Source organism: Pseudomonas sp. MF08831 (assembly GCF_059862645.1).
Genome location: NZ_JCBCUX010000001.1, coordinates 464,658 through 488,872, shown reverse-complemented (window position 1 = coordinate 488,872; position 24,215 = coordinate 464,658). Strand labels below are relative to the sequence as shown.

Genomic DNA, 24,215 nt, shown 5'->3' with positions numbered 1-24,215 from the left:
GTGTAAAAAAGTGACGCTAGTTGATCTGGAAAGGATAAACCGAGCCCAGTTTAAGGATTTGCGTCAGTTCATCCAGTGCCGTCCGGCACTCAAGCAGCAATTGCGGATCAGCCAGGTCGGTTTCACGCAGGCTGTCGCGGTAGTGCTTGTCGACCCACTGGGTCAGCGTGTCGTACAACGGCGCGGTCATGATAACCCCTGGGTTCACTGCCGCCAGCTCAGTTTCATTCAACGCCACGCGCAAGCGCAGGCACGCCGGGCCACCGCCGTTCTGCATGCTTTGCTTGAGGTCAAACACCTTCACTTCACGGATCAGCCCGCCGGAGGCCGTCAGGCCTTGCAGGTACTGCCAGACGCGCTCGTTGGCGCGGCACTCTTCCGGCACGATCAGCAGCATCGAACCGTCGGCGCGGGTCAGCAACTGGCTGTTGAACAAGTAGGACCGTACGGCGTCCTCGACGCTGACCTGGGCGCGCGGCACGCACACTGACTGGAAGTTGCCGCCCAGTTTGCCCAACTTGCCTTGCAGCTCGGCGAGCATCTGCTCGGTATTGAGAAACGCGTCCTCGTGGTAGAACAGCACCTCGCCGTTGCCCACCGCGATCACGTCGTTGTGGAACACGCCGGCATCGATCACAGACGGGTTCTGCTGGGCGTAGACCACGCCGTCATCCTTCAGGCCATGCAGGCGCGCGACGGCCTGGGAGGCTTCAAGGGTCTGGCGCGCCGGGTATTTCTGCGGCGCGGGATAACGGGTGTCGAACGCGCTGCGGCCAAACACGAAGAACTCGACGCCGGCCTCGCCATAATCACGGCAGAAACGCGTGTGGTTGGCCGCGCCTTCGTCGCCGAACTGCGCCACCGCCGGCAACGCGGCGTGGTGGGCGAAGTGCTTTTGGTCGGCGAACATCGCACCCAGCACGCGGCTGGTGGTCGGGTGTTCGATGCTGCGATGGTATTTGCAGTTGAGGTTGGCGGCAGTGAAATGCACGCGGCCGTCCGCCGTGTCAGCACTCGGGCTGACAGTGGCGGCGTTGGCTACCCACATGCTGGAGGCCGAGCAGCTGGCAACCAGCAGCGGCATGGCCTGCTTGGCCGCCTGCTGAATCACCTGCGCGTCGGTGCCGCTGAAACCAAGGTTGCGCAACGCGGCCACGTCAGGACGTTCCTGCGGCGCCAGCACACCTTGCACAAAGCCCATGTCCATCAGGGCTTTCATTTTCTGCAGCCCCTGCAACGCCGCTTCCTTCGGGTTCGAAGACTGCTGGCTGTTGCTCTGGGACGCGACGTTGCCGTAGGACAAACCGCCGTAGTTATGGGTCGGCCCCACGAGACCGTCAAAATTGACTTCACAGGATTTCATCGGCGAGGCTCCACGAACATCTGTTTTTATAGGCATCAATAGCAGTCTTCACACCACCGCTACTCTCTATCTGTAAACCCGATCAACTGTGGGAGCTGGCTTGCCTGCGATGGCAGCGGCGCGGTTTGACTAAAGGACCGAGTTGCCCGCATCGCAGGCAAATCAGCTCCCCCACAAGCCCGCTCCCACCTTTAGATCAGCGTAATACCTGGGGTCAGCGTTGCCGGGACCACCAGGCTTGGCGTTTCCAGAGACGCCACCGGGTACGCGCAATAATCCGCCGCGTAATAGGCGCTGGCGCGATGGTTGCCCGACGCCCCTACCCCACCGAACGGCGCGGTGCTGGCAGCACCGGTCAGCTGCTTGTTCCAGTTGACGATGCCGGCGCGGCTTTCCAGCCAGAACTGCTGGTAGCGTGCTTCGGAATCCGACAACAAGCCCGCGGCCAAACCGTACTGGGTGTTGTTGGCCTCAGTGATCGCAGCGGCAAAATCAGCGTAGCGGATCACCTGCAGCAGCGGGCCGAACAGCTCTTCATCTTCGCGCTCGGTCACGCCGGTCACGTCGATAATGCCAGGGGTCAGCAACGCGGCCTGATCCTGCGGCTGAGTCATTTCCAACAGCGCCACGGCGCCATTGGCCAACATCAACTCCTGGGCGTCCATCAAGGCCTTGGCCGCGCCGAGGGAAATCACCGAGCCCATGAACGGCGCTGGCTGCTGATCAAACGCACCCACTTCAATCGTCGCGCTGACCGCCACCAGGCGCGCCAGCAACGCATCGCCCCAGGCACCTTCGGGCACCAGCAAGCGACGCGCGCAGGTGCAACGCTGACCGGCCGAGATAAACGCCGACTGGATAATGGTGTAGACCGCCGCATCCACGTCGGCCACTTCGTCGACCACCAGCGGGTTGTTGCCGCCCATTTCCAGCGCGAGGATCTTGTCCGGGCGCCCGGAAAACTGCTGGTGCAGGTGATTGCCGGTGCGGCTGGAGCCGGTGAAGAACAACCCATCGATACCGGGGTTGGCCGCCAACGCGATACCGGTTTCCCGCGCGCCTTGCAGCAGGTTCAACACGCCCGCCGGCAAGCCGGCGTCGATCCAGCATTGCACGGTCAGCTCGGCGACTTTGGGGGTCAGCTCGCTCGGCTTGAACAGCACGGTATTGCCCGCCAGCAACGCCGGGACGATGTGCCCGTTCGGCAAGTGGCCAGGGAAATTGTAAGGGCCAAACACCGCCACCACGCCGTGCGGCTTGTGGCGCAACACGGCGGTGGCGTCGCCCAGCGGGCCGCTCTTCTCGCCAGTGCGCTCACGGTAGCTTTGCACCGAGATGGCAATCTTGTTGGCCATGCTGGTGACTTCGGTGGCCGATTCCCACAGCGGTTTGCCGGTTTCTTCGCCGATGCAACGGGCAATTTCGTCGGCGCGGCTTTTCAGCGTGGCGGCAAAGGTTTCCAGCACGCTGATGCGTTCTTCCAGCGGGCGCCGGGCCCAGCCTGGAAACGCCTGGCGCGCGGCCTGCACGGCGGATTCAACCTGTTCGACGGTGGCGCCATTGCCGGCCCACAGCACCTGCTGGGTCACCGGGTTGCGCGACTCGAACAGTTCACCCTGGCCCGCCAGCCAGCTACCTGCGATATACAGCGAATTCATTATTTCGACTCCCGAGCAGCAGACAACGCAACAGCGCGCACTTGATCACCCACCACCAGTTGCAGGCGTTTGGCGGTCTGAGGATCGACCACCAGCGTGCCTGCCGCCAGACGGGCCGGAGCGGCCGTGATGCGGCACTCCTCACGCTTGCGGTTATGAATCAGGAACGGCGTGGCGTCGTCCCCTGGGGTGCCGATGGCCAACACCAGTGACTGGCTGTCGCGCACCGCACGGATTTTGCTGGTTTCACATTCCACCGCCGGGCCGGCGTCGAAGATATCGACATAGCCCTGGTAGCTGAAGCCTTCACTCTTGAGCATGCTCAGCGCCGGCTCGGTGTCCGGGTGGACTTTGCCGATGACATTGCGCGCATCTTCAGAGAGGAAGCAGCTGTACAGCGGAAACTTGGGCATCAGCTCAGCGATAAACGCCTTGTTGCCCACGCCGGTCAGGTAATCGGCCTGACTGAATTCCATCTTGAAGAAATGCCGGCCCAGGCTTTCCCAGAACGGCGAGCGCCCAGCCTCGTTGGACACCCCGCGCATCTCGGCAATGATCTTGTTACCGAACAGCTGCGGGAATTCAGCGATAAACAGCATGCGCGCCTTGGCCAGCATGCGGCCGTTGAGGCCGTTGCGGTAATCGGCGTGCAGGAACAACGAGCACAATTCGGAGTTGCCGGTGAGGTCGTTGGCCAAAAACAGCGTCGGAATCTCGCGGTAGATGTTCAGTTCCTGGGAGGCGCTGACGGTCAGGCCGACCCGGAAGTTGTACCACGGCTCGCGCAGGCCGACGGCGCCGGCAATGGCGGAAATACCCACCACGCGGCCTTCGTCGTTTTCCAGCACAAACAGGTAGTCGGCATCGCCGCGCCCGGCTTCGCCGCGAAAGGTTTTTTCCGCCCAGCCAACACGGTGGGTCAGGCGCTCTTCGTTGGCCGGCAAGGTGGTAAGGCCGGTGCCGGTGCTGCGCGCCAGATCAATCAGGGCCGGTAAATCGCTGCTGCGTACGGGACGAACGATCATGCTATCTCCTCAGACGGGCCGCCTGCTCCAGGCCACCCGCAAAACTCTGCTTTAAACAGCGACCAGGCGCACGCTGGCACCTTCGCCGACACCCAGGGCTTCTGCCGCGGCCAGGTCCAGGGTCACCGGTTTGCCGGGCGCGTAGTCCAGCTCCAGCATCACCGCGCGGTAATCCTGCAACTGCGCGTTGCTCACCAGGTACTGGCGGCCGGCCCCCTTGACCATTTCACCGATCTTCACCGGCACCACGCGGCTTTGGGCAATCGAGCGAATGCCCGAGACCCGCGCGTGCAGCGTCGGGCCGCCGTCGAAGATGTCGATGTAATGGTCGGTCTCGAAGCCTTCACGCATCAGGATGTCGAAGGTGATCTGCGCACGCGGGTGCACCTGGCCCATGGCTTCCTGGGCTTCGTCGGGCAACAGCGGCACGTAGATCGGGTAATGCGGCATCAGCTCGGCGAGGAAGGTGCGACTTTTGAGCCCGCACAGGCGTTCGGCAGCGGCGTAGTTGAGGTCGAAGAAGTTGCGGCCAATGGCGTCCCAGAACGGCGAATCACCGTTCTCGTCGCTGTAGCCGACAATCTCGGTCACCACCGAGTCGGCAAAGCGCTCGGGGTGGCTGGCGACGAACAACAGGCGGCCACGGGAATTGAGTTCCGACCACGGCGAACCGACCAGCGCAGGCTTCACGTAGAAACTGGTGAGCAGGCTGTTGCCGGTCAGGTCGTGGCATTGGGAAAGCACGTGAATCTTGTTGTGGATCTTCAGCTCGCGGGACGCGTGCACGAAGGTTTCGTTACGGAAGCTGTAGAACGGCTCCGAGTAACCGGCCGACGCGACGATGGCCGAGCAGCCGGCCAGTTCGCCGGTCTCGGTGTCTTCAAGCACGAAGAAATAGCTTTCTTCGCCGTTGAAACTGACCTCGGCCGCGAAGGACGCTTCGCTGGCGGCGATCTTGTCGCTCAGGCGTTCCACATCATCCGGCAAGGAGGTGACACCAATCGGGCTGTCCGCAGCCAGACGCTGTACCTCGCCCAGATCAGCCATTTGCGCGGGGCGCATCACCAGCATGGTGTCACTCCTTAACTCGAAAAACTCATAGAGGGAAAAATGCCGGACACGGGATCTGAGCTCACACAGATCCAATGTGGGAGGGGGCTTGCCCCCGATAGCAGTCTGTCAGTTGATAAATCCAGTGACTGATCCACCGCTATCGGGGGCAAGCCCCCTCTCACATTTTTGACCAGTCCAACCAGCAAAATGTGTCGCTATCAGGCTTGCGTCAGCGTCTTCACAGCACGCTCAAAACGGTCCAGGCCTTCGTTGATGTCTGCATCTTCGACCACCAGGCTCGGGGCGAAACGCACCACGTCGGGGCCGGCTTGCAGGATCATCAGGTTTTCTTTTTCGGCCGCGTTGAACACGTCCTTGGCCTTGCCTTTGAACGCGTCGCTGAGCACGCAACCAATCAGCAGGCCCATGCCGCGCACTTCGGTGAAGATGCCGTATTTCTCGCCGATCTGTTGCAGGCGTGCCTTAAACAGCTCGTGCTTGGCGTTCACGCCGGCCAGCACTTCGGGGGTGTTGATCACGTCGATGACCGCTTCCGCCACCGCACACGCCAACGGGTTGCCGCCGTACGTGGTGCCGTGGGTGCCGACCACCAGGTGCTTGGCCAGGTCTTCACGGGTGAGCATGGCTGCAATCGGGAAACCGCCGCCCAGGCTCTTGGCGCTGGTGAGGATGTCCGGCGTCACGCCGTAATGCTGGTAGGCGAACAGGTGACCGCTGCGGCCCATGCCGGTTTGCACTTCGTCGAACACCAGCAGCGCGTTATTCGCATCGCACAGCTCGCGGGCGCCTTGCAGGTACGCCAGCTCAGCCGGCAAAACGCCGCCTTCGCCCTGAACCGGTTCGAGCACCACGGCGCAGGTCTTGTCCGACACGGCGGCTTTCAGCGCGTCCAGGTCGTTGTAAGGCACGTGAGTGATGCCGGTGATCTTAGGCCCGAAACCATCGGAGTACTTCGACTGGCCACCGACGTTGACGGTGAACAGGGTACGGCCGTGGAAGCTGTTCAGCGCGGCGATGATCTCGTACTTCTCGGTACCGAAACGGTCGAACGCCACACGGCGGGCCAGCTTGAACGCGGCCTCGTTGGCTTCGGCGCCGGAGTTGCAGAAGAACACGCGCTCGGCAAAGGTGGCGTCGATCAGCTTATGCGCCAGGCGCAGGGCCGGCTCATTGGTGAAGACGTTGGAGACGTGCCACAGCTTGTTGGCTTGTTCGGTCAGTGCACCGACCAGCGCCGGGTGGGCGTGGCCCAATACGTTAACCGCGATGCCGCCGGCAAAGTCGATCAGCTCGCGACCCGCCTGGTCCCAAACGCGCGAACCCGCGCCACGCACAGGGATGAATGCGGCAGGTGCGTAGTTGGGAACCATGACCTGGTCGAAATCGGCACGTTGCACCGGGGCTTGCTCAACGGACATCGGAGTCTCCTGAAGAGGAACGCCTGCCTGGAACTGGCGGGCGATGCAGGGATTGTAAGGACAGTTTTCAGTGCGGCCTTGCCGCCAAGCGACAACTTCTTATAGCGCCAACCCGCGTTTTCAGCGGGTTTACGCCAATGCGACAAATAGCATCGCAATGGCGCAGTTTAAACCGTGGGCTCGCCCAGCGGCACCGATTTACGGCTCGCGCTTAATTATCTAACACGGATCGGCGACGGCGAACTGTTCTGCTGAGGGCATCATTTGATCCTCAGGAAGCTTTGCAATGAGCCAGCAACCCAGCGTGCCCGCTTTCGACCGGCTGATCCCTGCGCGCGACGTTCATCATGAAACGCTCAAAAACGCGATCCCCGACTGGCTGGGCGACGCGTCGGCCGCACGTCGCAACGCCCTTAAAACCAGTGCCCCGGCAGGGTACGCCCAACCCTCAGCCGAGCAGGACACGGCGTTCAAAGTCCTGATCCGTGAGGCCTGGATCACCCAAAACCTGCTCGACAAGGCCATGGACGCACTCAAGTCACCCGCCGACTTCGCCGCGCCCGTGCTGCAGCAGGCGCTCAAGCAGCGCTTTGGTGTGGAGTGCGATGTGCGCAACACCTTCCTGCGCCTGTCTATACCGACGACCATTCCTTGGTTCCCCGTGCGCTCCGGCGCAGTGCGAACCTGGACCGTGTCGCTGCTGGACGCCGCCTTGCATAACTTTGAAGCCGGCGAAACCGCTGACGACGCCTACGAGCCACCATCCGGTTTTATCACCCCGCCCACCGCCACCGGGCATTTCGATACCCTGCCCGACATAGACACACGTATCAGCGTGCCGGCCTTTACCCGCCTGTGTCGCGAACTGGACATCGGCGGCCAATACAGCACCTACCTCGAGCACTCCCTGGACCTCAACAACCCCGTCGCCACTGCACACCTGCAACACCGCTTCGATGCCAGCCAGGTCGCCAACCTGAAACTCGCCCTGCACATGGCGCGCCTGCGGGGCGACCTGTCGCAAGCCAGCTCGCAGCGCCTGCAACAATTGTTGAGCAACCCGGGGGGCTGCAACGCACTGCGTTGTCACGCCCTGCGCATGCTGTCCAGCCCGCTGACAGGCATTGTGCTGTTTGCCCACGCGGACCTTGAGCGGGCCAATCACGTGGTGCCCGTCATTGCCTATATTCCGCACGACCCGCAACACCCGCTCAAGGAGTACCGCTCCAGCGTGCAGTTCATGCAGGCCCTGACCGCCGACCTGCGCCAGCCTGCGTACCAGCAATTCTTCAGCCGTTTCGTGAACCACGACGAACGCGGGCATTTTTTCGCCGACCTCGGCCAGCGCCTGTCCCGCGTCACCTGGCATGCGCACACCCGCGGCGACCCGCGTCCGGCCTGGCGGAATACACCGGTGGACAAGCCTGGGCTGCAGTTTGCCGTCACACCGATCAGCGGCTCGGTGCTCGAACACCTTTACCAGACCACCCTGAGCAAACTCTTCAACGACGCACGCGCTCAAGCCGTGTCCACTGCCAGCGCCGACCAGAAAACCCGCTGGCAGCGCTGGAGCCTGTTCGAAAAGATCGGCTCGGCCCTGCTGCAGATTGCCGCGCTGGTCGCGGCGCCGTTCGTACCGCCGGTGGGTTTACTGATGCTGGGTTACACCGCGTATCAGCTGCTGGATGACACGTTCGAGGGCATCGTCGACTGGGCCGAAGGCCTCAAGGCCCAGGCGTTCGGGCACCTGATGTCAGTGCTGGAGCAGATGGTCCAACTGGGCATGTTCGCCCTTGGGCCGCCGCTTGCCGAAGGGTTGTTGCGCCAGCACTTGCCCGCTGAGCTCTGGCAGTTTTTCGACCGCCTCAAACCCGTCACCTTGCCCGATGGCCAGACCCGGCTGTGGCGACCGGACCTTGCGCCTTACGCCCATGCGGTGACGCTGCCCGAAGGCTCGCGCGCCAACCCGCTCGGCCTGCACGCGCATGGCGAGCAAGACATCCTGCCCCTCTCCGGCGCGCATTACGCGCTGGGCCTCGACCCCGGCACCCACACGCATTACTTCAAGCATCCCACCCGCACCAATGCCTACCGCCCAACGGCACACAGCAATGGCCAAGGCGCCTGGGTAAGTGAGCTGGACCAACCGCTGAGTTGGGACAGCGCCCAGTTGATGCGCCGTCTGGGCCATCAGGCGCAAAGCTTCAGCGACCTGCAACTGGCACAGATTCGCCACGTCAGCGGCGTCGAAGACGCGGCGCTGCGCAAGCTCTACATGACCCGCGAACCCCTGCCACCGCTGCTGGCCGACACCTTCAAGCGCTTCAAAATCGACCAGGACCTGCAAACCTTCATCGACCAAATGAACAGTGATGACCCCGGTGTTCAGGCGTTGGCCGATGCCCAGACCCAACTGCTGCTCTTGACCAACTACGGGCTGTGGCCCACCACCAGAACCTTGCGCCTGATCGACAACCAGGGACGCACGCACTGGGAAATCCCGGGCGCCGCAGACGCCAGCGTCACCCAGATTCACGAGCACCAACTCAACAATGGCGACTTGCTCCAGACCCTGCTCGAAGCGCTGGACGAACCGCAGAGAAGGACGTTGCTGGGGGAAGCGTCCGGCCATCCCACAGCCTCGCTTCAAGCACGTACGGGCGTCCTCAGGCAAACACTTGCCCAACTGGCTCGGGAAAAACGCTGGGCGCTGTTCGAATCGGCATATCGCGCCCTGCAACGTACCGACGACGCGCAGCTGAGCGCGCTTGTCGACGCGTCGCCGGGCTTGCCGGTGAGCGCCGCCGAAACCCTGCGTGCCATCGCCAGCCCGGAGGAGCTGCGCGCCCTCGATCAGGGCCGGGTGCCCCGGCGCCTGATCGAGTTGGCGCGCGAAGCCCAGCGAGAAATACGCGCCTGCCGTGCCTTCGAAGGGCTGTACCTGGACAGCATCGACAACCTGGACACTTACCGCCTGGCCCTGCACTCCCTGCCCGATTTGCCGAACTGGCCCGCGGGGCTGCGCATTAGCGTCAGAAACGACACCGCTGATGGGCCGTTGCGCGACGTGATCGGTGATGACCGCGCCCGCGTTCAACGCACGTTGGTTTACACCGCCAACGGCGGCTATGTGCCCACCGACAGCAGCGGCCCGCTGTTTGGCGAAACCGACTTCTACACCGCCCTGCTCCAGGCGCTGCCCGACCAGGCGCGCGCTGCGCTGGGCATTCATATCGGCCAGGGTCCGGCCCTGCGCCAGGCGCTTGCTCGTCATGCCCTGCACCACTGGCATCTGCGCGAGTTGCTCGCGGACGCCCCCGTCGGCAAACCCGCCTACGACCCAAGCACCATGCGCCTGCGCGGCGGCATGCCGGGCTATCGAGCAGCAACCGCGCCCGGTGCGCAGAACGAGCTGACGGCGCATGAACACGCCCAACACCTGTTCCCGGCGCTGCCCCGCGCGCATATCGACAACATTGTGCGCAGCCTGGAACAAGCGCCCGGCGGGGTGACGACGGCGCTGAGCACCATGCGCAACGAATACCAGCAACTTGAGCGCGACTTGCAGGCCTGGATCACTGCCACGCCGCGCCTGAGCGCTGACCCACAAGTGCGCATCAGTCGCCAGGAACTTGCCTATGCCCGGCGCAACCGCACGGCCTGGGCCGATGAACTGCGCCGGGCCTGGCGCCTGGAAACCCCGCTCGACGCGTACTACGAGCCGCCTGCCCCCAATGGCTACCAACTGCACTTGAACTGGCCGATTTCCGGCAATCCTCCCGTGCTGCCCGGACGTTTCGGTCATATCTCCAGCCTGTCGCTGCAGGGCGAGCAAGGGCCGCTGGAGATCAACACGTTCTTGTCGATGTTCCCGTTCCTGCGTCGCCTGACCGTGCGCAACTTCAACCTCGACAGACTGCCCGATGGCGTCACCGCCCTACCCAGCCTCAATGAACTGGTACTCAGCGATTGCAACATTACCCTGACAGCGCAGACCCGCACCGCGCTTGAAAACATGACCCAGCTCAAGACCCTCGACCTCTTCAACAACCCGCTGGGGCTCCTGCCCAGTGTCGAGAACATGCCTGGCCTGCACTTCCTCGACTTGAGCAACACGGGTATCACGCAATTGCCTGCCGGGATTTTGCAGCGCCCCCAGCTGGAGACCGCGCTGTTTCGGGACAACCGCATTGCTGCATTGCCCGACGCACTTTTCGAGCTGCCCGTGGCAACCAGCCATTCGTTCGACTTTTCCGGCAATCCGCTGTCTGCGCAGACTCTGGAGCAGGTCAAAACCTACTTCCAGCGCACCGGCAGTTACTGGGAGGCCAATGCGGCCCCGGTGGACATTGCCAGCGCGAAGATGCTTTACCCCACCTTGAGCAGTGACGAAATCAACCGCCTGATTTTCGGTCTGCCGGGTAACCTGGAAATGGGCAAAATCGAACTGGCGCGGCGAGACCTTGACTACAAGCAGCTGAACCACGAGCTGGACGCCTGGGTGAACAGCTCCGGCTTCGGCGAAACCGCCCACTATCAACGCGAGGCGTTCAAACAAGCGTTGCTCGCTGGGTGGCGTCGGCAACTGAAGCAGGACGAACGCGGCAACGACATTCATCCCACCTACACGCTGGACATCTCTGCCCCCATAAGCGGCAAATTGCCCACACTCAGCAGCCGGTTCACTCACGTGTCGACCCTCAGGCTCAGTGGCGATGCTCAGCCGTTGGACGTAGGAAACTGGCTGGCGAGCTTTTCGCACGTGCAGCATCTGATCATTGAAGACTACGCGCTGGAGGATATCCCCGAGCCGGTTTTCCAGCTGCCACAGCTCACGGCCCTCAGCCTTGAACGCTGCAACCTGCGACTGTCAGCGAAAACCGTCAAAGCCTTGGAGACCCAGCGCAACCTGACACGGCTGAACCTGAGCCATAACCCTCTGGAGCAACTCCCGGACTTTACCTCGATGACATCCCTGGACAGCCTGGGACTGCGCAACACCCACCTCACAGAGATTCCGCGCAGCCTGCTCACTGCCCGAGAACGCAACCTCGTAGACCTGAGCCACAACCTGATCACGCAGATTCCCGAACCGCTGCTGCAAAGGCCGGCCTCGATTACCAACGCGTTTGACTTGTCTGCCAATCCGTTGTCACGAGCGACCCTGGAACAGCTCAAGCGCTATTGCCAAACCCGCGGCGAGCACCTCCAGGTCGATGCACCTGGCGGCTATAACGCCCGCATCGCAGCCTTGTACCCGACGTTCACCGCTGCGGAGGTCAACGCCTTTATCTTCAGCCTGCCCGGCGATCTGGATGCGATTGAGGGCGCCATCCGGCGCCTGGAAAGCGAATACGCGCGCCTCAGTGCAGACCTCACCGTCTGGGCACTGACCGTGCCCGAACGGCATCCCGTCCTTGATGTAGCACTGGACGAACAAACGGCGGCCGAGGAGCAAATCCGGCGCCTTGCCATCAAGGCAACGCTGGAAGAAGGCTGGCGCCGCGAGAGCGAGATCGACGATTTCAATGGCGGGTATGCCGTGACCCATAAACTGACGTGCCATACGTCGATTTTTGGCGAGCTGCCCACCTTGAGCGCACGGTTCGAACATGTGTCGCATCTGGAGCTCATCGGCGAAGGAACCACCACCAACGTTGAAGGCCTGGTGCGTGCCTTCCCTAACCTGAGCACGCTGGCGCTGGATAAATACGCCCTGGACGAGGTCCCCGAGCCGATCTTCAACCTGCCGAGGCTGACCAGCCTGACGTTGACGCAGAGTCGTCTTCGCCTCAGCCCGCGGGCCCGCGCCCAGTTGCGAGACCTGCGTAACCTGGAGTACCTGGACTTGAGTGACAACCCGCTGGGCCGGGCGCCAGAGCTGGACAATATGCCCAAGCTGGAATGCCTCTACCTGCAAAACTGCGAGCTCAGCGACGTACCGTTCGGGGTGTTTGACCGCCCTTATTTGCGCACCGTGGACTTGAGCGACAACCTGATCACCCAGGTGCCGGACGACATTCTAAGCATGCGCCAGCCGTGGGACGACGAGTCCGACCTCAGCGGCAACCCGCTGTCTGAGGACAGCCTGGACCGCCTTCGGCAGTATTTTCGCCAGACAGGCAATGATCTGCAGGTGGATGAAGCCGGCCTGAACGCCCAGGGCGCGCCCCTGACGCCACCGTCCACACCCGAACCCATGGAGGAATAACAGCGGTCAGCCGCGCTCGGACGGCACCGACGACAACTCGAACGGGCTGCTGCTGCGTCGCTGGTTGCGGTCTTCACGCGGGGTAGCGCCGAAGAAGTTGCGGTAGGCGCTGGAGAAGTGCGGGCCCGACGAGAAACCGCACGACAAGCCGATCTGGATGATCGACTTGCTGGTTTGCATGAGCATCTGGCGCGCCTTGTTCAGGCGCAATTCGAGGTAGTACTGGCTGGGAACGCGATTGAGGTATTGCTTGAAGATGCGTTCAAGCTGTCGTCGCGACACACATACGTGCTGGGCGATTTCGTCGGTGGTCAACGGCTCTTCGATGTTGGCTTCCATCAGCAACACGGCCTGGGTCAACTTCGGATGGCTGGAGCCCAGGCGGTTCTGCAAGGGAATGCGCTGGCGCTCGCCGCCTTCGCGGATGCGCTCGACCACCAGTTCTTCGGAGACGGCGCCGGCCAGTTCGGCGCCATGGTCACGGGCCAGCACGGCCAGCAACAGGTCGAGTACCGACATGCCGCCGCAGGCGGTCAGGCGATCACGGTCCCAATCGAACAGATGGCTGGTGGCGATGACCTTGGGGAAGCGCTCGGCGAAATCGTCCTGCCAGCGCCAATGCACGGCGGCGCGGTAGCCGTCGAGCAGACCGAGTTGCGCCAGCGGATACACACCCGCCGACAAGCCACCGATCACGCAACCCGCCCGCACAAGCTGCTTGAGCGCAGCGCTCAGTTGAGAGGCGATGACGGTCGGCGGCTCGTCCGCCAGCAGGAAGAGTTTCTGGAAGCCTTCAAGCTTGCCGGCCCACGGCTCGCCCGGCAATTGCCAGGCGCCTTCGGTGGCAGGCTCGGCGAGCAGGAACGACAACTCGTAGACCACGTCCGGATGCACCCGCTGAGCAACGCGCAAGGCCTCCTCAGCCAGCGCAAGCGTCAGTGCTTTTGTGCTGGGCCAAATCAGGAAACCAATTTTGTGGGCGGTCATGGAATGCTATCCGAAACGAAGAACGGTAATGAAGACAAGGGCCAATGCTAGCCCGGAAACCAACACAAATCTCAAAACATATGAGATCTAATGGGGAGCTGGCTTGCCTGCGATAGCGGTGGGTCAGTTTGCCTCTCTGGCACAGACACGCCGCCATCGCAGGCAAGCCAGCTCCCTCAGGGGATCGAGGCCAGCCTTAAAGCTGCGCAGCTTGCACTAATTCAGTGCACAAAAGCAGTCTTGATTATTTCAGGCTGCCCGAAAGGAACTGCTGCAACCGCTCAGACTGCGGGTTCACCAGCACTTCACGCGGGTTGCCACGCTCTTCAACGATGCCTTTGTGCAAGAACACCAGCTGGTTCGACACCTCACGGGCAAAGCCCATTTCGTGAGTCACCACCACCATGGTGCGGCCTTCCTGGGCCAGGTCCTGCATAACCTTGAGTACTTCGCCGACCAGTTCCGGGTCGAGCGCCGAGGTCGGTTCGTCGAACAGCATCACCTCAGGCTCCATCGCCAGGGCGCGGGCAATCGCCACGCGTTGCTGCTCGCCGCCAGACATATGGCCGGGGAACGCATCCTTACGATGGCCCACGCCGACTTTGGCCAGGTAATGCTCGGCTTTTTCACGCGCATCTTTTTTCGACATGCCCAGCACGTGCACTGGCGCTTCCATCACGTTTTCAAGCGCGGTCATGTGCGACCACAGGTTGAAATGCTGGAACACCATCGACAGGCGCGAACGCATGCGTTGCAGTTGTTTCGGGTCGGCAGCCTTCATGGCGCCGTCCTTGTTGGCCACCAGTTTCAGCTCTTCGTTGTTGAGCAGAATCTTGCCGGCGTGAGGTTGCTCGAGCAGGTTGATGCAGCGCAAAAAGGTACTTTTGCCTGAACCACTGGAACCGATGATGCTGATCACATCACCGGCCGCGGCGGCCAGGGACACACCTTTGAGCACTTCATGACTGCCATAGCGTTTATGCAGGTCTTGGACTTCAAGTTTGTACATGCGGTCGGTTCTCACAAAAACAGGTGGTCAGTCGTTGAGCAAGCGCCCGTGACGCAGCGCTTCGCGCCCCGCCACCTTGGCCAGCCAGAAACCCGCTTGGGCATAACGTAGCCGTTCAACGGCAAACAACACCCCGGACGTGCCCGCACACACAATGCTGACGCGGTCGGTCAAGGGATCAATCACTTCAAAAATCGGCTCGCCGGTCTCCACCCAGTCACCGGCTTTACGCAGGTAACTGATCACGCCGGCATGGGGCGCAAACAACAGCTCGGTCCCTTCGAATGGCAGGCCTTCGCACGGCGCGTGCTGCGGCGCGGGCCATTCGCCCTTGATCAGGCCTTGTTCGGCCAGGAACGCGAGAATGCCTTCAGCGTGGAAGATCGCGTCATCACGGCCGGTGTCGGCCTGGCCGCCCAGCTCCAGCGTTGTCGCCAGGCACGCCAGCGGGATCTGCGCCTCGGGGAACGCCCGGGACAGACGCAGCCAGGGCAGCGAACAGGCTTCATCAAACGAGCTGCCGCCGGAGTCTTCCGCCAGCAGGCCGACTTTTACATTCAAGTGCGCCGACAGCGAACGCCATTGCGGCCAGTGTTGCGGCAACGCGTACATGTGCAGCGCGGCTTCGGCGTCGCAATGCAGGTCGAGGACGATATCGGCGGTGCAGGCGTGGCTGAGCAAAACGCGCTGCATGCCTTGCAGCTGGCTGCTCGGCTCGGGCAACGCATTGAGTGCATCGCTCATTGCCTGGCGGATCATGCGCACATTGGCGTGTGGGTCATCGCCCAGCTTGCCCTGGAGCAACGCGGCGACCGGCTCGCTCAACTCGACGAAATCACGGTTGAAGTTCTTGCCGCTGCCGACTTCGAAACGCCCCTGGTGGCTGCCTTGCAACAGCTGGCCCAGGCCCATCGGGTTGGCCACGGGCACCAGCTCGATCACGCCATTGAGCGCACCTTGCTGTTCCAGTTCGGTGAGGCGTTTTTTCAGTTCCCAGGCCGCGCGCATGCCGGGCAATTCATCGGCGTGCAGGCTGGCCTGGATGTAGGCCTTGCGCTCGCCGCTGCCAAAACGAAACACGCTCAGCTGGCGCTCGCAGCCCAGGTGGCCCCAGGGCAACAGGTGATCGATACGTTCCATATCAGTGCTTCCGTGGCGCCAGGTAGCTGAGCCAGCGGCGCTCGGCCAACTTGAACAGGCGTACCAGGATAAAGGTCAGGCACAGGTAGAACACGCCGGCCGTGATGTAGGCTTCGAACGGCAAGTAGAACTGGGCGTTCACTGTGCGCGCGGCACCGGTGATGTCGATCAAGGTGACGATGGACGCCAGGCTCGTGGTCTGCAGCATCATGATCACTTCGTTGCTGTACTGCGGCAGCGCACGGCGCAGGGCCGACGGCAGCAGAATTCGGCGGTACAGCTTGTAGCGCGACATGCCCATGGCCTTGGCCGCTTCGATCTCACCGTTCGGCGTGGCCTTGAGGCTACCGGCGATGATCTCGGCGGTGTACGCGCTGGTGTTGATCGCAAAGGCCAGGCACGCGCAGAACGTGGCGCTGGACAGCAGCGGCCACAGGAAGCTTTCGCGCACGGCTTCGAATTGGGCCAGACCGTAGTAGATCAAAAACAGCTGCACCAGCATCGGCGTGCCGCGAATCACGTAGGTGTAGAGCCAGGCCGCACCATTGACGATCGGCTGCTTGGACACGCGCATCAAGCCCAGGGGCAAGGCGGCGAGCAAGCCGAAGAACAGCGAGATGGCGAGCAATTTCAGGGTGGTCACCAAACCGCCGAGGTACAGCGGCATGGCGTCCCAGATGACGTTGTAGTCGAAGATCATAGATCAGCCGCCCTTACGCCTACCGAGTAGCGCTTCTCAAGATAGCGCAGGGCCAGCAACGACACGCTGGTGATCACCAGGTACATCGCCGCCACTGCGAGGAAGAAGGTAAAAGGCTCGCGGGTGGCGTCTGCTGCCTGCTTGGCCTTGAACATCATGTCTTGCAGGCCCACCACCGAAATCAGCGCGGTGGCCTTGGTCAGTACCAGCCAGTTGTTGGTGAACCCAGGGATCGCCAGCCGAATCATCTGCGGCACCATCACCCGGAAAAACACCTGGAAACTGCTCATGCCATACGCAAGGCCGGCCTCGGCCTGGCCCTTGGGAATGGCCATGAAGGCGCCGCGGAAAGTTTCCGACAGGTAGGCGCCAAAGATGAAACCCAGGGTGCCGATACCGGCGGCCAAGGGGTTCAAGTCGATATAGTCGTCGTAGCCGAGCATCGGCGCGACGCGGTTCAGCAAGTCCTGACCGCCGTAGAAAATCAGCAGGATCAGCACCAGGTCGGGGATCCCGCGGATCACCGTGGAGTACAAGTCACCCAGCCAGGCCAACCAGCGCACCGGCGACAGGCGTAACGCGACCCCGATCAGACCCAGAACAATGGCCAAGGCCATGGACGACAAGGCGAGCTGAAGCGTCAACCATGCGCCATCGAGGATGACGGCCCCGTAGCCTTTCAACATGATTCAGGTCCTCGAAAAGGGGGATGAAAAAATGGCGCAAACCGCAGGAATTCTGTTGCTTGCGCCATTCTGGACAGACAGCTAGGACGAGTTACTTAGGGTCAGCGCCGTAAATATCGAAGTCGAAGTATTTGTCCTGGATTTTCTTGTATTCGCCGTTGGCACGGATCGCTGCGATGGCCGCGTTGATCTTGTCCAGCTCGGCCTTGTCGCCTTTACGTACCGCGATGCCGATGCCGTCGCCGAAGTACTTGGCGTCGGTGAACTGTGGGCCCACGAACGCGTAGCCTTTACCGGCCGGGGTTTTCAGGAAGCCGTCTTGCAGCAGGGTGGCGTCTGCCACGGTGCCGTCGAGGCGACCGGCTTCCACGTCCAGGTAGATTTCGTTCTGCGAGCTGTAAGGCACGACCGTGGCGCCTTTAGGGGCCAGGACTTCCTTGGCGAAGCGATCGTGGATCGAACCGCGTTGCACGCCGATTTTCTTGCCTTTCAATTCATCCAGGCTGTCGCTGACCGTGGTGCCTTCCTTCATCACCAGCTGCGCTGGGCTCAGGTAGTAGCGGTTGGTGAAGTCCACGGATTTCTTGCGGTCTTCGGTGATGGACATGGACGACAGGATCGCGTCGATCTTGCGCACTTTGAGCGCAGGGATCAGGCCGTCGAATTCTTGCTCGACCCAGACGCACTTGACCTTCATCTCGGCGCACAGGGCATTGCCGATGTCGTAGTCAAAACCGACGATGCTGCCATCCGGCGCCTTCGAGGCAAACGGAGGGTAAGCCGCTTCGATACCAATCTTCAGGGGCTTTTCATCAGCGAAGGCCTGCATCGACAGCACGGACAGCGCCAGGGCGCCCAACAGCACAAGTTTCTTCATCTTGGGACTCCATCGGTAGGGCAAAAAGCAGAATGAGCCGTGGCCCACGATGCGACTTAAGTGAAACCGAATAGCGGTGCTGCGTCCTACCCCGGTTAAGCATTGGAGACGACGAGCGAGTGATCGGCATTCTAACGACAGGCCGGAAGCCGATATTTCCTCAATGCGACAACAATTTACAGAAGCACTGAGAAAGCGGTTCCAGCACATTGACAGCCTCTGATTTTTATGCAGAGACAAAAGATATTAAACCTGTTGATGCTGCAAATTGCGGGCCTATTATTCGCAAACCCTTCTAGCACGGCAAGTCTGGCGTTTAATCTTATTTCAGAGGGTGTCTAAAACGGGGCTTTTAGGGACGCGGGCGTAGCACTTTGCCTCAGGTTTTGGCGTTGGGTTACACATTTAGGGCGCCCGGTAACATTCAGAAACGTCCTACGCGCTAAGTCGATATTTATTGGCTTGGGGGTTGTGCGGGTCTGTCAGACCTACACCGCCTTGCCCATGAAATACATTCCAAATGTGGGAGCGGGCTTGCTCGCGAATGCGCTGGGTCAGCTGCACATCTGCTAGCTGGTGCACCGCATTCGCGAGCAAGCCCGCTCCCACAGGGGATTTGCATCGGTTTCGAATTCCCACAAAAAAGCCCCACCCGGCTCACGCCAAATGGGGCCCTGTCCCACAAACCCCGCCTTACGCGGCGTTCATGGTCTTGTGCGTTTCAATCAAATGCGCCACCACACCCGGATCAGCCAAAGTCGAGATATCCCCCAACCCGTCATATTCAGCCGTGGCGATCTTGCGCAAAATCCGCCGCATGATTTTCCCCGAGCGCGTCTTCGGCAAGCCCGGTGCCCACTGGATCACATCCGGCGACGCAATCGGCCCGATCTCTTTGCGCACCCAGTTTTTCAGTTCCAGGCGCAGCGCTTCGTTCGGCTCTTCACCATTTTTGAGCGTGACATACACATAGATGCCCTGCCCCTTGATGTCATGGGGCACGCCCACCACCGCCGCTTCGGCGACTTTCGGGTGTGCAACCATCGCGCTTTCGATCTCGGCAGTGCCCATGCGGTGGCCGGACACGTTCAACACGTCGTCTACACGGCCGGTGATCCACCAGTAGCCATCCTCATCGCGACGCGCGCCGTCACCGGTGAAGTACATGCCACGGAAGGTCTTGAAGTAGGTGTCGACGAAGCGGTCATGGTCGCCGTACAGCGTACGCGCCTGGCCAGGCCACGAATCGAGAATCACCAGGTTGCCTTCGGCAGCGCCCTCGATGATGTTGCCCAGGTTGTCCACCAACGCCGGCACCACACCGAAGAATGGCCGCGCCGCCGAGCCCGGCTTGAGCGCGTGCGCACCCGGCAGCGGGCTCATCAGGGTGGCGCCGGTTTCGGTCTGCCACCAGGTGTCGACGATCGGGCAACGGGATTGGCCGACGTTCTTGTAGTACCAGTCCCACGCTTCCGGGTTAATCGGCTCACCGACTGAACCGAGCAGACGCAAGCTGCTGCCGTCCACGCCTTCGCAGGCGGCGGTGCCGGATGCCATCATCGCGCGGATCGCAGTGGGCGCGGTGTAGAGGATATTGACCTTGTGCTTGTCGACGATCTTGCCGACACGGGTGATGTCCGGGTAGTTCGGCACGCCTTCGAACAGCAGCGTGGTCGCGCCATTGGCCAATGGGCCGTACACGATATAAGTGTGGCCGGTGACCCAACCGACGTCGGCGGTGCACCAGTAGATTTCGCCGGGGCGGTAGTCGAACACGCGCTCGTGGGTCAGGGCCGCATACAGCAGGTAGCCGCCGGTGGTGTGCTGCACGCCTTTGGGTTTGCCGGTGGAGCCGGAGGTGTAGAGGATGAACAGCGCTTCTTCGGCGCCCATCTCTTTGGGCGCACACACGGTGCCCGCCACTTTCATCAGGTCTTCGTACCAGATGTCGCGATGCTGGTTCCACTTGATGTTGCCATTGGTGCGCTTGCACACAATGACCTTCTGGATGCTGCTGGTTTCCGGGTTGGTCAGCGCGTCGTCGACGTTGGCCTTCAGCGGAATTTTCTTACCGGCGCGGATACCTTCGTCGGCAGTGATCACCACCTTCGACTTACAGTCGATGATGCGACCGGCCAGCGCCTCCGGCGAAAAACCGCCAAACACCACGGAGTGGATCGCACCGATGCGGGTACAGGCCAACATGGCGACCACGGCTTCGGGGATCATCGGCATATAGATAGTCACCACGTCACCGCGGTGCACATCCTGGCCACGCAAGGCGTTGGCGAACTTGCAGACTTCTTCATGCAGCTCGCGGTAGGTGATGGTGCGGCTTTCGGAAGGGTCATCGCCTTCCCAGATGATCGCCGCCTGGTCGCCACGCTCGGCGAGGTGACGGTCCAGGCAGTTGTAGGAAACGTTGAGGGTGCCATCGGCGAACCATTTGATGTCGACATGGTGGTCGTCGAAAGAGGTCTGCTTGACCGCGGTGAAAGGCTTGACCCAGTCAAGGCGCTTGGCTTGCTCGCGCCAGAAGCCATCGGGGTTGACCACCGACTGCTGGTACATGGCCTTGTAGGTCGCCTCGTCGGTCAGCGTGTTGGCTGCTACTTCGGGGCGAACGGGGTACAGGGAAGCCGCACTCATCTTTCTTACCTCGGTGACAATAGTTGTTTTTGTATGCCCTGTTGTAGCCGGGGCGCCCCCATAGAACCATTCGACGATGGTAGTAACAAGCCCCTACAAATTGCCCTGCCATGCCCGTTTACGGCTCTGGCCCGCGCCCTGCGTGGCTTTCCGGCTGGGTGAAAAAACCTTTATCAGGGGATTGTTACAAAAACCGCCAATAGTGTTTATCAAAAGCACGGGTATATGAATATAACGCGTGCGCCTAAAATCAACGCCGTCAACAAGACACTGTGATTAACAACGTAACAGCCCCCACGAAGGCAACGTTAATCCGAACTCCCCAACTCTTAAGTTACACACGTGGCCTCACAAGGGCCCCGTGACCCCTTTCGCCCTGAAGAAGGTAAGTAAAGAAATGAAAGCTCTCGTAGTTATGGCCCTCAGCAGCTTGTGCGCCACCGCCGCCCTGGCCGATGAGGCCCCGACCGAGCTGGCCGGCCAGAACGCCCCGATCGTTGAGGATTACACTTACAGCACCCATCTGGATGTGGCCAAAGTCTTGTCCATGAGCACTGTTCCGGAAGTATGCCAAGTTGTACCGGTACAAATGGAATATGAAGACTCCCAAGGTCAACGTCATATTCTTAATTACCAAGTAATGGGCAACGGTTGTTCTAACGGGTAACAGGTTATTGAGTCAGGTTTAAACCCGGATCTTGGTCGCCGCAAGTAATCGTTCTTGCGGCCAAGAACCTATTTCGAACCCACCATGAAACAAATGTGGGAGCTGGCTTGCCTGCGATGGCAATTTCAGCCTTACCCACCTCCCAAAGCCCGCCACCTACCCGCCTCTCCTGCCCCCACAAAAACTATCCCACCGCCCGTCAAAAAATTCCTATCCCGGCAAAGCCTTGCAAACACACGCTTTGGCCGAAAACCACGCCATTTTGGCCCTCCGTCGTGACCATCCGCCGCAACACAAAGCCGATTTTTTCCCTATAATGCGCGGGTAAATCGGGCCTGCAATATCCCTTTACACTGGGATGAAGAGCCAGACCTGAGGCCTCCCGCTGGAGCATGCACCAGTCGCTCCGCCCCTCAGCCTCACGCAGAACACCCGTTACCCAATTCCGTTTAATGCCTGCGCGAGCTGTTGCAACAAACGATTTCTTAAGATCCACCGCGGCCTCTGGGCCGTGTGAACACCCAACCATCCGGTTTCACACGGGCACCTTTGAGCCCTCACGCAGGAGACGACACGTCATGCTGAGCTGGGACGAATTCGACAAAGAAGAAGAAGGCGAAGTAGCCGCTAAAGGCGCCAACGCCGGCCACGCCACCGAAGCCAACATGGACCGCCTCGACGGTGCCGGCGCTGCCGCCGCCATCGAAGCCCGCGCCGTCACCGCCAGTGACTCCGCCGCCATCGTGCGCGCCAAGGCCGCCCTGGACAAACTCGACGTCGCCGAAGGCCTCGCCGAGCTGGAAGGCTCCGCCGCCCGCGTCGCCGTTGACGAAAAGCGCATGATCAACTGCCGCGCCGACCTCAACCAACTCGTGCCGTTCAAGTACGACTGGGCCTGGCAGAAGTACCTCGACGGCTGCGCCAACCACTGGATGCCGCAAGAGGTCAACATGACCGCCGACATCGCCCTGTGGAAAAACCCCGAAGGCCTGACCGACGACGAGCGTCGCATCGTCATGCGCAACCTCGGCTTCTTCTCCACCGCCGACTCCCTGGTTGCCAACAACCTGGTGCTGGCCGTGTACCGCCTGATCACCAACCCGGAGTGCCGCCAGTACATCCTGCGCCAGGCCTTCGAAGAAGCGATCCACACCCACGCCTACCAGTACTGCATCGAATCGCTGGCCATGGATGAAGGCGAGATCTTCAACATGTACCACGAGATTCCATCAGTCGCCAAAAAGGCCGCCTGGGGCTTGAAGTACACCCGCTCGATCTCCGATCCGAAGTTCGAAACCGGCACCGTCGAAACCGACAAAGAACTGCTGCGCAACCTGGTCGCCTACTACTGCGTCCTGGAAGGCATCTTCTTCTACTGCGGCTTCACCCAGATCCTGTCCATGGGCCGTCGCAACAAAATGACCGGCGTGGCCGAGCAGTTCCAGTACATCCTGCGCGACGAGTCGATGCACCTGAACTTCGGTATCGATGTCATCAACCAGATCAAAATCGAAAACCCACACTTGTGGGATGCCGAGATGAAGGAAGAAGCGACCCAGATGATCCTGCAAGGGACTCAGCTGGAAATTGAATATGCTCGTGACACTATGCCTCGCGGCGTGTTGGGCATGAACGCGGCGATGATGGAGGACTACCTCAAGTTCATCGCGAACCGTCGTCTGTCGCAGATTGGCTTGAAGGAAGAGTACCCGGGCACCACCAACCCGTTCCCGTGGATGAGCGAGATCATGGACTTGAAGAAAGAGAAGAATTTCTTCGAAACCCGCGTGATCGAGTACCAGACCGGCGGCGCGTTGAGCTGGGATTAATCCTAGAGTCGGCCCCACCGAGAAGCCCTGACATGTTCAGGGCTTTTTTATGCTCAGTGATCTGAATATTCCCAAATTCAGAGACGGTCAAATCCCAGCAGACTGTAGGAAATTTCGTAGACGCAATAATGGCTACTCAGTATCGTCCGAGGGTTTTCTACCCTTGGCGGCTGTATGGATATTGCGAAAGACAAAACGGACTGGAACGACGCGGAGCTGGCAGCGGCGGTCGAGACGTACTTGAAGATGTTGGCCTGGGAAAAGAGCGGCCAGCCTTTTAACAAAGCCTTCGAAAACCGCCTTCTGCGCGAAGGCCCTGTGGCAGGCCGCGCAAAGGGCTCCATCGAATTTCGCATGCAAAATATCTCTACCGTGCTCGTCCGTATGGGCTGGGACCGCATTGAAGGCTATAAGCCCGCCAAGAATGTGGGCACAGGCGTAGAGCAACGCATCCGCAATGCACTGGCCGCAAAGGGCGTGTTCGAATCAGAAGATGCTGCCCAAACAGCAGACGAGCAAACGCTGATGCGCCGCGCGTCCAAACTGCAGCAGCAACCTTTCCCTAAGCTACCGGACGGTATTGCCCAGCCGCAGAAGGTATCGACCGTAAGCACGGCCTTCGTCCGCGATCCAAAGGTCCGCGCCTGGGTGTTGAAAGAAGCTAACGGCATCTGCGAAGGCTGCGGCTCTAACGCACCTTTCGAGGTCGACGGTTTGCCATTTCTCGAAGTGCATCACGTCAAGCACCTCGCCCGGAAGGGTTCGGATCGCATCACCAATGCTGTAGCCTTGTGCCCCAATTGCCATCAGCGTTGCCACCGGTCGAGTGACCGGGAGGCTTTCACCGAGTCGCTTTACGCCAAGATCGGAAGATTGGCACGGGAGTAAACTCCTGCTGTCACACCTGATGCACGCTTAATAA

The 24,215-nt window shown here is 61.0% G+C and carries 16 protein-coding genes; 4 read left to right on the top strand and 12 right to left on the bottom strand.

The genetic code is table 11. The features are described 5' to 3' along the window. Positions 1-16 precede the first annotated feature (16 nt). The 5 genes from astB to AC19YS_RS02275 all read right to left on the bottom strand — a co-directional run bounded on the left by astB (position 17) and on the right by AC19YS_RS02275 (position 6,538). A complete protein-coding gene (astB, locus tag AC19YS_RS02295; protein ID WP_169367453.1) occupies positions 17-1,363 on the bottom strand; it encodes an N-succinylarginine dihydrolase in 1,347 nt (448 codons plus the stop codon). 191 nt (positions 1,364-1,554) lie between these two features. Beyond that, entirely contained in the window at positions 1,555-3,024 is a 1,470-nt protein-coding gene (gene astD / locus AC19YS_RS02290; RefSeq protein WP_164487997.1) for a succinylglutamate-semialdehyde dehydrogenase, read from the bottom strand. Beyond that, positions 3,021-4,046 carry an arginine N-succinyltransferase gene (astA, locus tag AC19YS_RS02285; protein ID WP_106576117.1) on the bottom strand — a complete coding sequence of 342 codons (1,026 nt, stop codon included), beginning with the start codon at positions 4,044-4,046 and terminating at the stop codon, positions 3,021-3,023. Before astA ends, astD begins: the two co-directional genes overlap by 4 nt. 51 nt (positions 4,047-4,097) lie before the next feature. Further along, on the bottom strand, positions 4,098-5,117 hold the full coding sequence (gene aruF / locus AC19YS_RS02280) for an arginine/ornithine succinyltransferase subunit alpha (protein ID WP_106576116.1): 1,020 nt from the start codon (positions 5,115-5,117) through the stop codon (positions 4,098-4,100). A gap of 200 nt (positions 5,118-5,317) precedes the next feature. Next, positions 5,318-6,538: an aspartate aminotransferase family protein gene (locus AC19YS_RS02275; protein WP_106576115.1), complete on the bottom strand. Its 1,221-nt coding sequence runs from the start codon at positions 6,536-6,538 to the stop codon at positions 5,318-5,320. Positions 6,539-6,824: 286 nt separating this feature from the next. Here AC19YS_RS02275 and AC19YS_RS02270 point away from each other — a divergent pair, with 286 nt between their 5' ends. Then, positions 6,825-12,749, top strand: coding sequence for a dermonecrotic toxin domain-containing protein (locus tag AC19YS_RS02270; RefSeq protein WP_500600792.1), 5,925 nt, complete (start codon positions 6,825-6,827; stop codon positions 12,747-12,749). A gap of 6 nt (positions 12,750-12,755) precedes the next feature. Here AC19YS_RS02270 and argR read toward each other — a convergent pair whose 3' ends face one another. From argR to acs, 7 genes are all read right to left on the bottom strand, one after another. Beyond that, positions 12,756-13,736 carry a transcriptional regulator ArgR gene (gene argR, locus AC19YS_RS02265; RefSeq protein ID WP_106576113.1) on the bottom strand — a complete coding sequence of 327 codons (981 nt, stop codon included), beginning with the start codon at positions 13,734-13,736 and terminating at the stop codon, positions 12,756-12,758. A gap of 244 nt (positions 13,737-13,980) precedes the next feature. Continuing rightward, positions 13,981-14,745 carry an ABC transporter ATP-binding protein gene (locus AC19YS_RS02260; RefSeq protein ID WP_003214336.1) on the bottom strand — a complete coding sequence of 255 codons (765 nt, stop codon included), beginning with the start codon at positions 14,743-14,745 and terminating at the stop codon, positions 13,981-13,983. A 27-nt stretch (positions 14,746-14,772) separates the two neighbouring features. Continuing rightward, positions 14,773-15,885: a succinylglutamate desuccinylase/aspartoacylase family protein gene (locus tag AC19YS_RS02255; protein WP_179609611.1), complete on the bottom strand. Its 1,113-nt coding sequence runs from the start codon at positions 15,883-15,885 to the stop codon at positions 14,773-14,775. Position 15,886: 1 nt separating this feature from the next. Next, complete coding sequence (locus tag AC19YS_RS02250; protein WP_106576111.1) at positions 15,887-16,585, bottom strand: ABC transporter permease; 699 nt, start codon at positions 16,583-16,585, stop codon at positions 15,887-15,889. Continuing rightward, positions 16,582-17,271, bottom strand: a complete 690-nt coding sequence (locus AC19YS_RS02245) for an ABC transporter permease (RefSeq protein ID WP_032886746.1) — start codon at positions 17,269-17,271, stop codon at positions 16,582-16,584. Before AC19YS_RS02245 ends, AC19YS_RS02250 begins: the two co-directional genes overlap by 4 nt. A gap of 91 nt (positions 17,272-17,362) precedes the next feature. Continuing rightward, a complete protein-coding gene (locus AC19YS_RS02240; RefSeq protein WP_106576110.1) occupies positions 17,363-18,148 on the bottom strand; it encodes an ABC transporter substrate-binding protein in 786 nt (261 codons plus the stop codon). Positions 18,149-18,841: 693 nt separating this feature from the next. Beyond that, on the bottom strand, positions 18,842-20,797 hold the full coding sequence (acs, locus tag AC19YS_RS02235; RefSeq protein ID WP_106576109.1) for an acetate--CoA ligase: 1,956 nt from the start codon (positions 20,795-20,797) through the stop codon (positions 18,842-18,844). 397 nt (positions 20,798-21,194) lie between these two features. Here acs and AC19YS_RS02230 point away from each other — a divergent pair, with 397 nt between their 5' ends. From AC19YS_RS02230 to AC19YS_RS02220, 3 genes are all read left to right on the top strand, one after another. Next, positions 21,195-21,464: a DUF2790 domain-containing protein gene (locus AC19YS_RS02230; RefSeq protein WP_106576108.1), complete on the top strand. Its 270-nt coding sequence runs from the start codon at positions 21,195-21,197 to the stop codon at positions 21,462-21,464. A 578-nt stretch (positions 21,465-22,042) separates the two neighbouring features. Next, the gene (locus AC19YS_RS02225) at positions 22,043-23,293 is read left to right on the top strand and encodes a ribonucleotide-diphosphate reductase subunit beta (RefSeq protein WP_032879817.1); all 1,251 of its coding nucleotides are present in this window, start codon (positions 22,043-22,045) and stop codon (positions 23,291-23,293) included. A 174-nt stretch (positions 23,294-23,467) separates the two neighbouring features. Then, positions 23,468-24,181: an HNH endonuclease gene (locus AC19YS_RS02220; protein WP_500600786.1), complete on the top strand. Its 714-nt coding sequence runs from the start codon at positions 23,468-23,470 to the stop codon at positions 24,179-24,181. Positions 24,182-24,215 lie beyond the last annotated feature (34 nt).

Bases quoted from the DNA above. Each gene is read 5' to 3' on its own strand.
- astB (WP_169367453.1), bottom strand. From the start codon at position 1,363: ATGAAATCCTGTGAAGTCAATTTTGACGGTCTCGTGGGGCCGACCCAT.
- astA (WP_106576117.1), bottom strand. From the start codon at position 4,046: ATGATCGTTCGTCCCGTACGCAGCAGCGATTTACCGGCCCTGATTGAT.
- aruF (WP_106576116.1), bottom strand. From the start codon at position 5,117: ATGCTGGTGATGCGCCCCGCGCAAATGGCTGATCTGGGCGAGGTACAG.
- AC19YS_RS02275 (WP_106576115.1), bottom strand. From the start codon at position 6,538: ATGTCCGTTGAGCAAGCCCCGGTGCAACGTGCCGATTTCGACCAGGTC.
- AC19YS_RS02270 (WP_500600792.1), top strand. From the start codon at position 6,825: ATGAGCCAGCAACCCAGCGTGCCCGCTTTCGACCGGCTGATCCCTGCG.
- argR (WP_106576113.1), bottom strand. From the start codon at position 13,736: ATGACCGCCCACAAAATTGGTTTCCTGATTTGGCCCAGCACAAAAGCA.
- AC19YS_RS02260 (WP_003214336.1), bottom strand. From the start codon at position 14,745: ATGTACAAACTTGAAGTCCAAGACCTGCATAAACGCTATGGCAGTCAT.
- AC19YS_RS02255 (WP_179609611.1), bottom strand. From the start codon at position 15,885: ATGGAACGTATCGATCACCTGTTGCCCTGGGGCCACCTGGGCTGCGAG.
- AC19YS_RS02250 (WP_106576111.1), bottom strand. From the start codon at position 16,585: ATGATCTTCGACTACAACGTCATCTGGGACGCCATGCCGCTGTACCTC.
- AC19YS_RS02245 (WP_032886746.1), bottom strand. From the start codon at position 17,271: ATGTTGAAAGGCTACGGGGCCGTCATCCTCGATGGCGCATGGTTGACG.
- AC19YS_RS02240 (WP_106576110.1), bottom strand. From the start codon at position 18,148: ATGAAGAAACTTGTGCTGTTGGGCGCCCTGGCGCTGTCCGTGCTGTCG.
- acs (WP_106576109.1), bottom strand. From the start codon at position 20,797: ATGAGTGCGGCTTCCCTGTACCCCGTTCGCCCCGAAGTAGCAGCCAAC.
- AC19YS_RS02230 (WP_106576108.1), top strand. From the start codon at position 21,195: ATGAAAGCTCTCGTAGTTATGGCCCTCAGCAGCTTGTGCGCCACCGCC.
- AC19YS_RS02225 (WP_032879817.1), top strand. From the start codon at position 22,043: ATGCTGAGCTGGGACGAATTCGACAAAGAAGAAGAAGGCGAAGTAGCC.
- AC19YS_RS02220 (WP_500600786.1), top strand. From the start codon at position 23,468: ATGGATATTGCGAAAGACAAAACGGACTGGAACGACGCGGAGCTGGCA.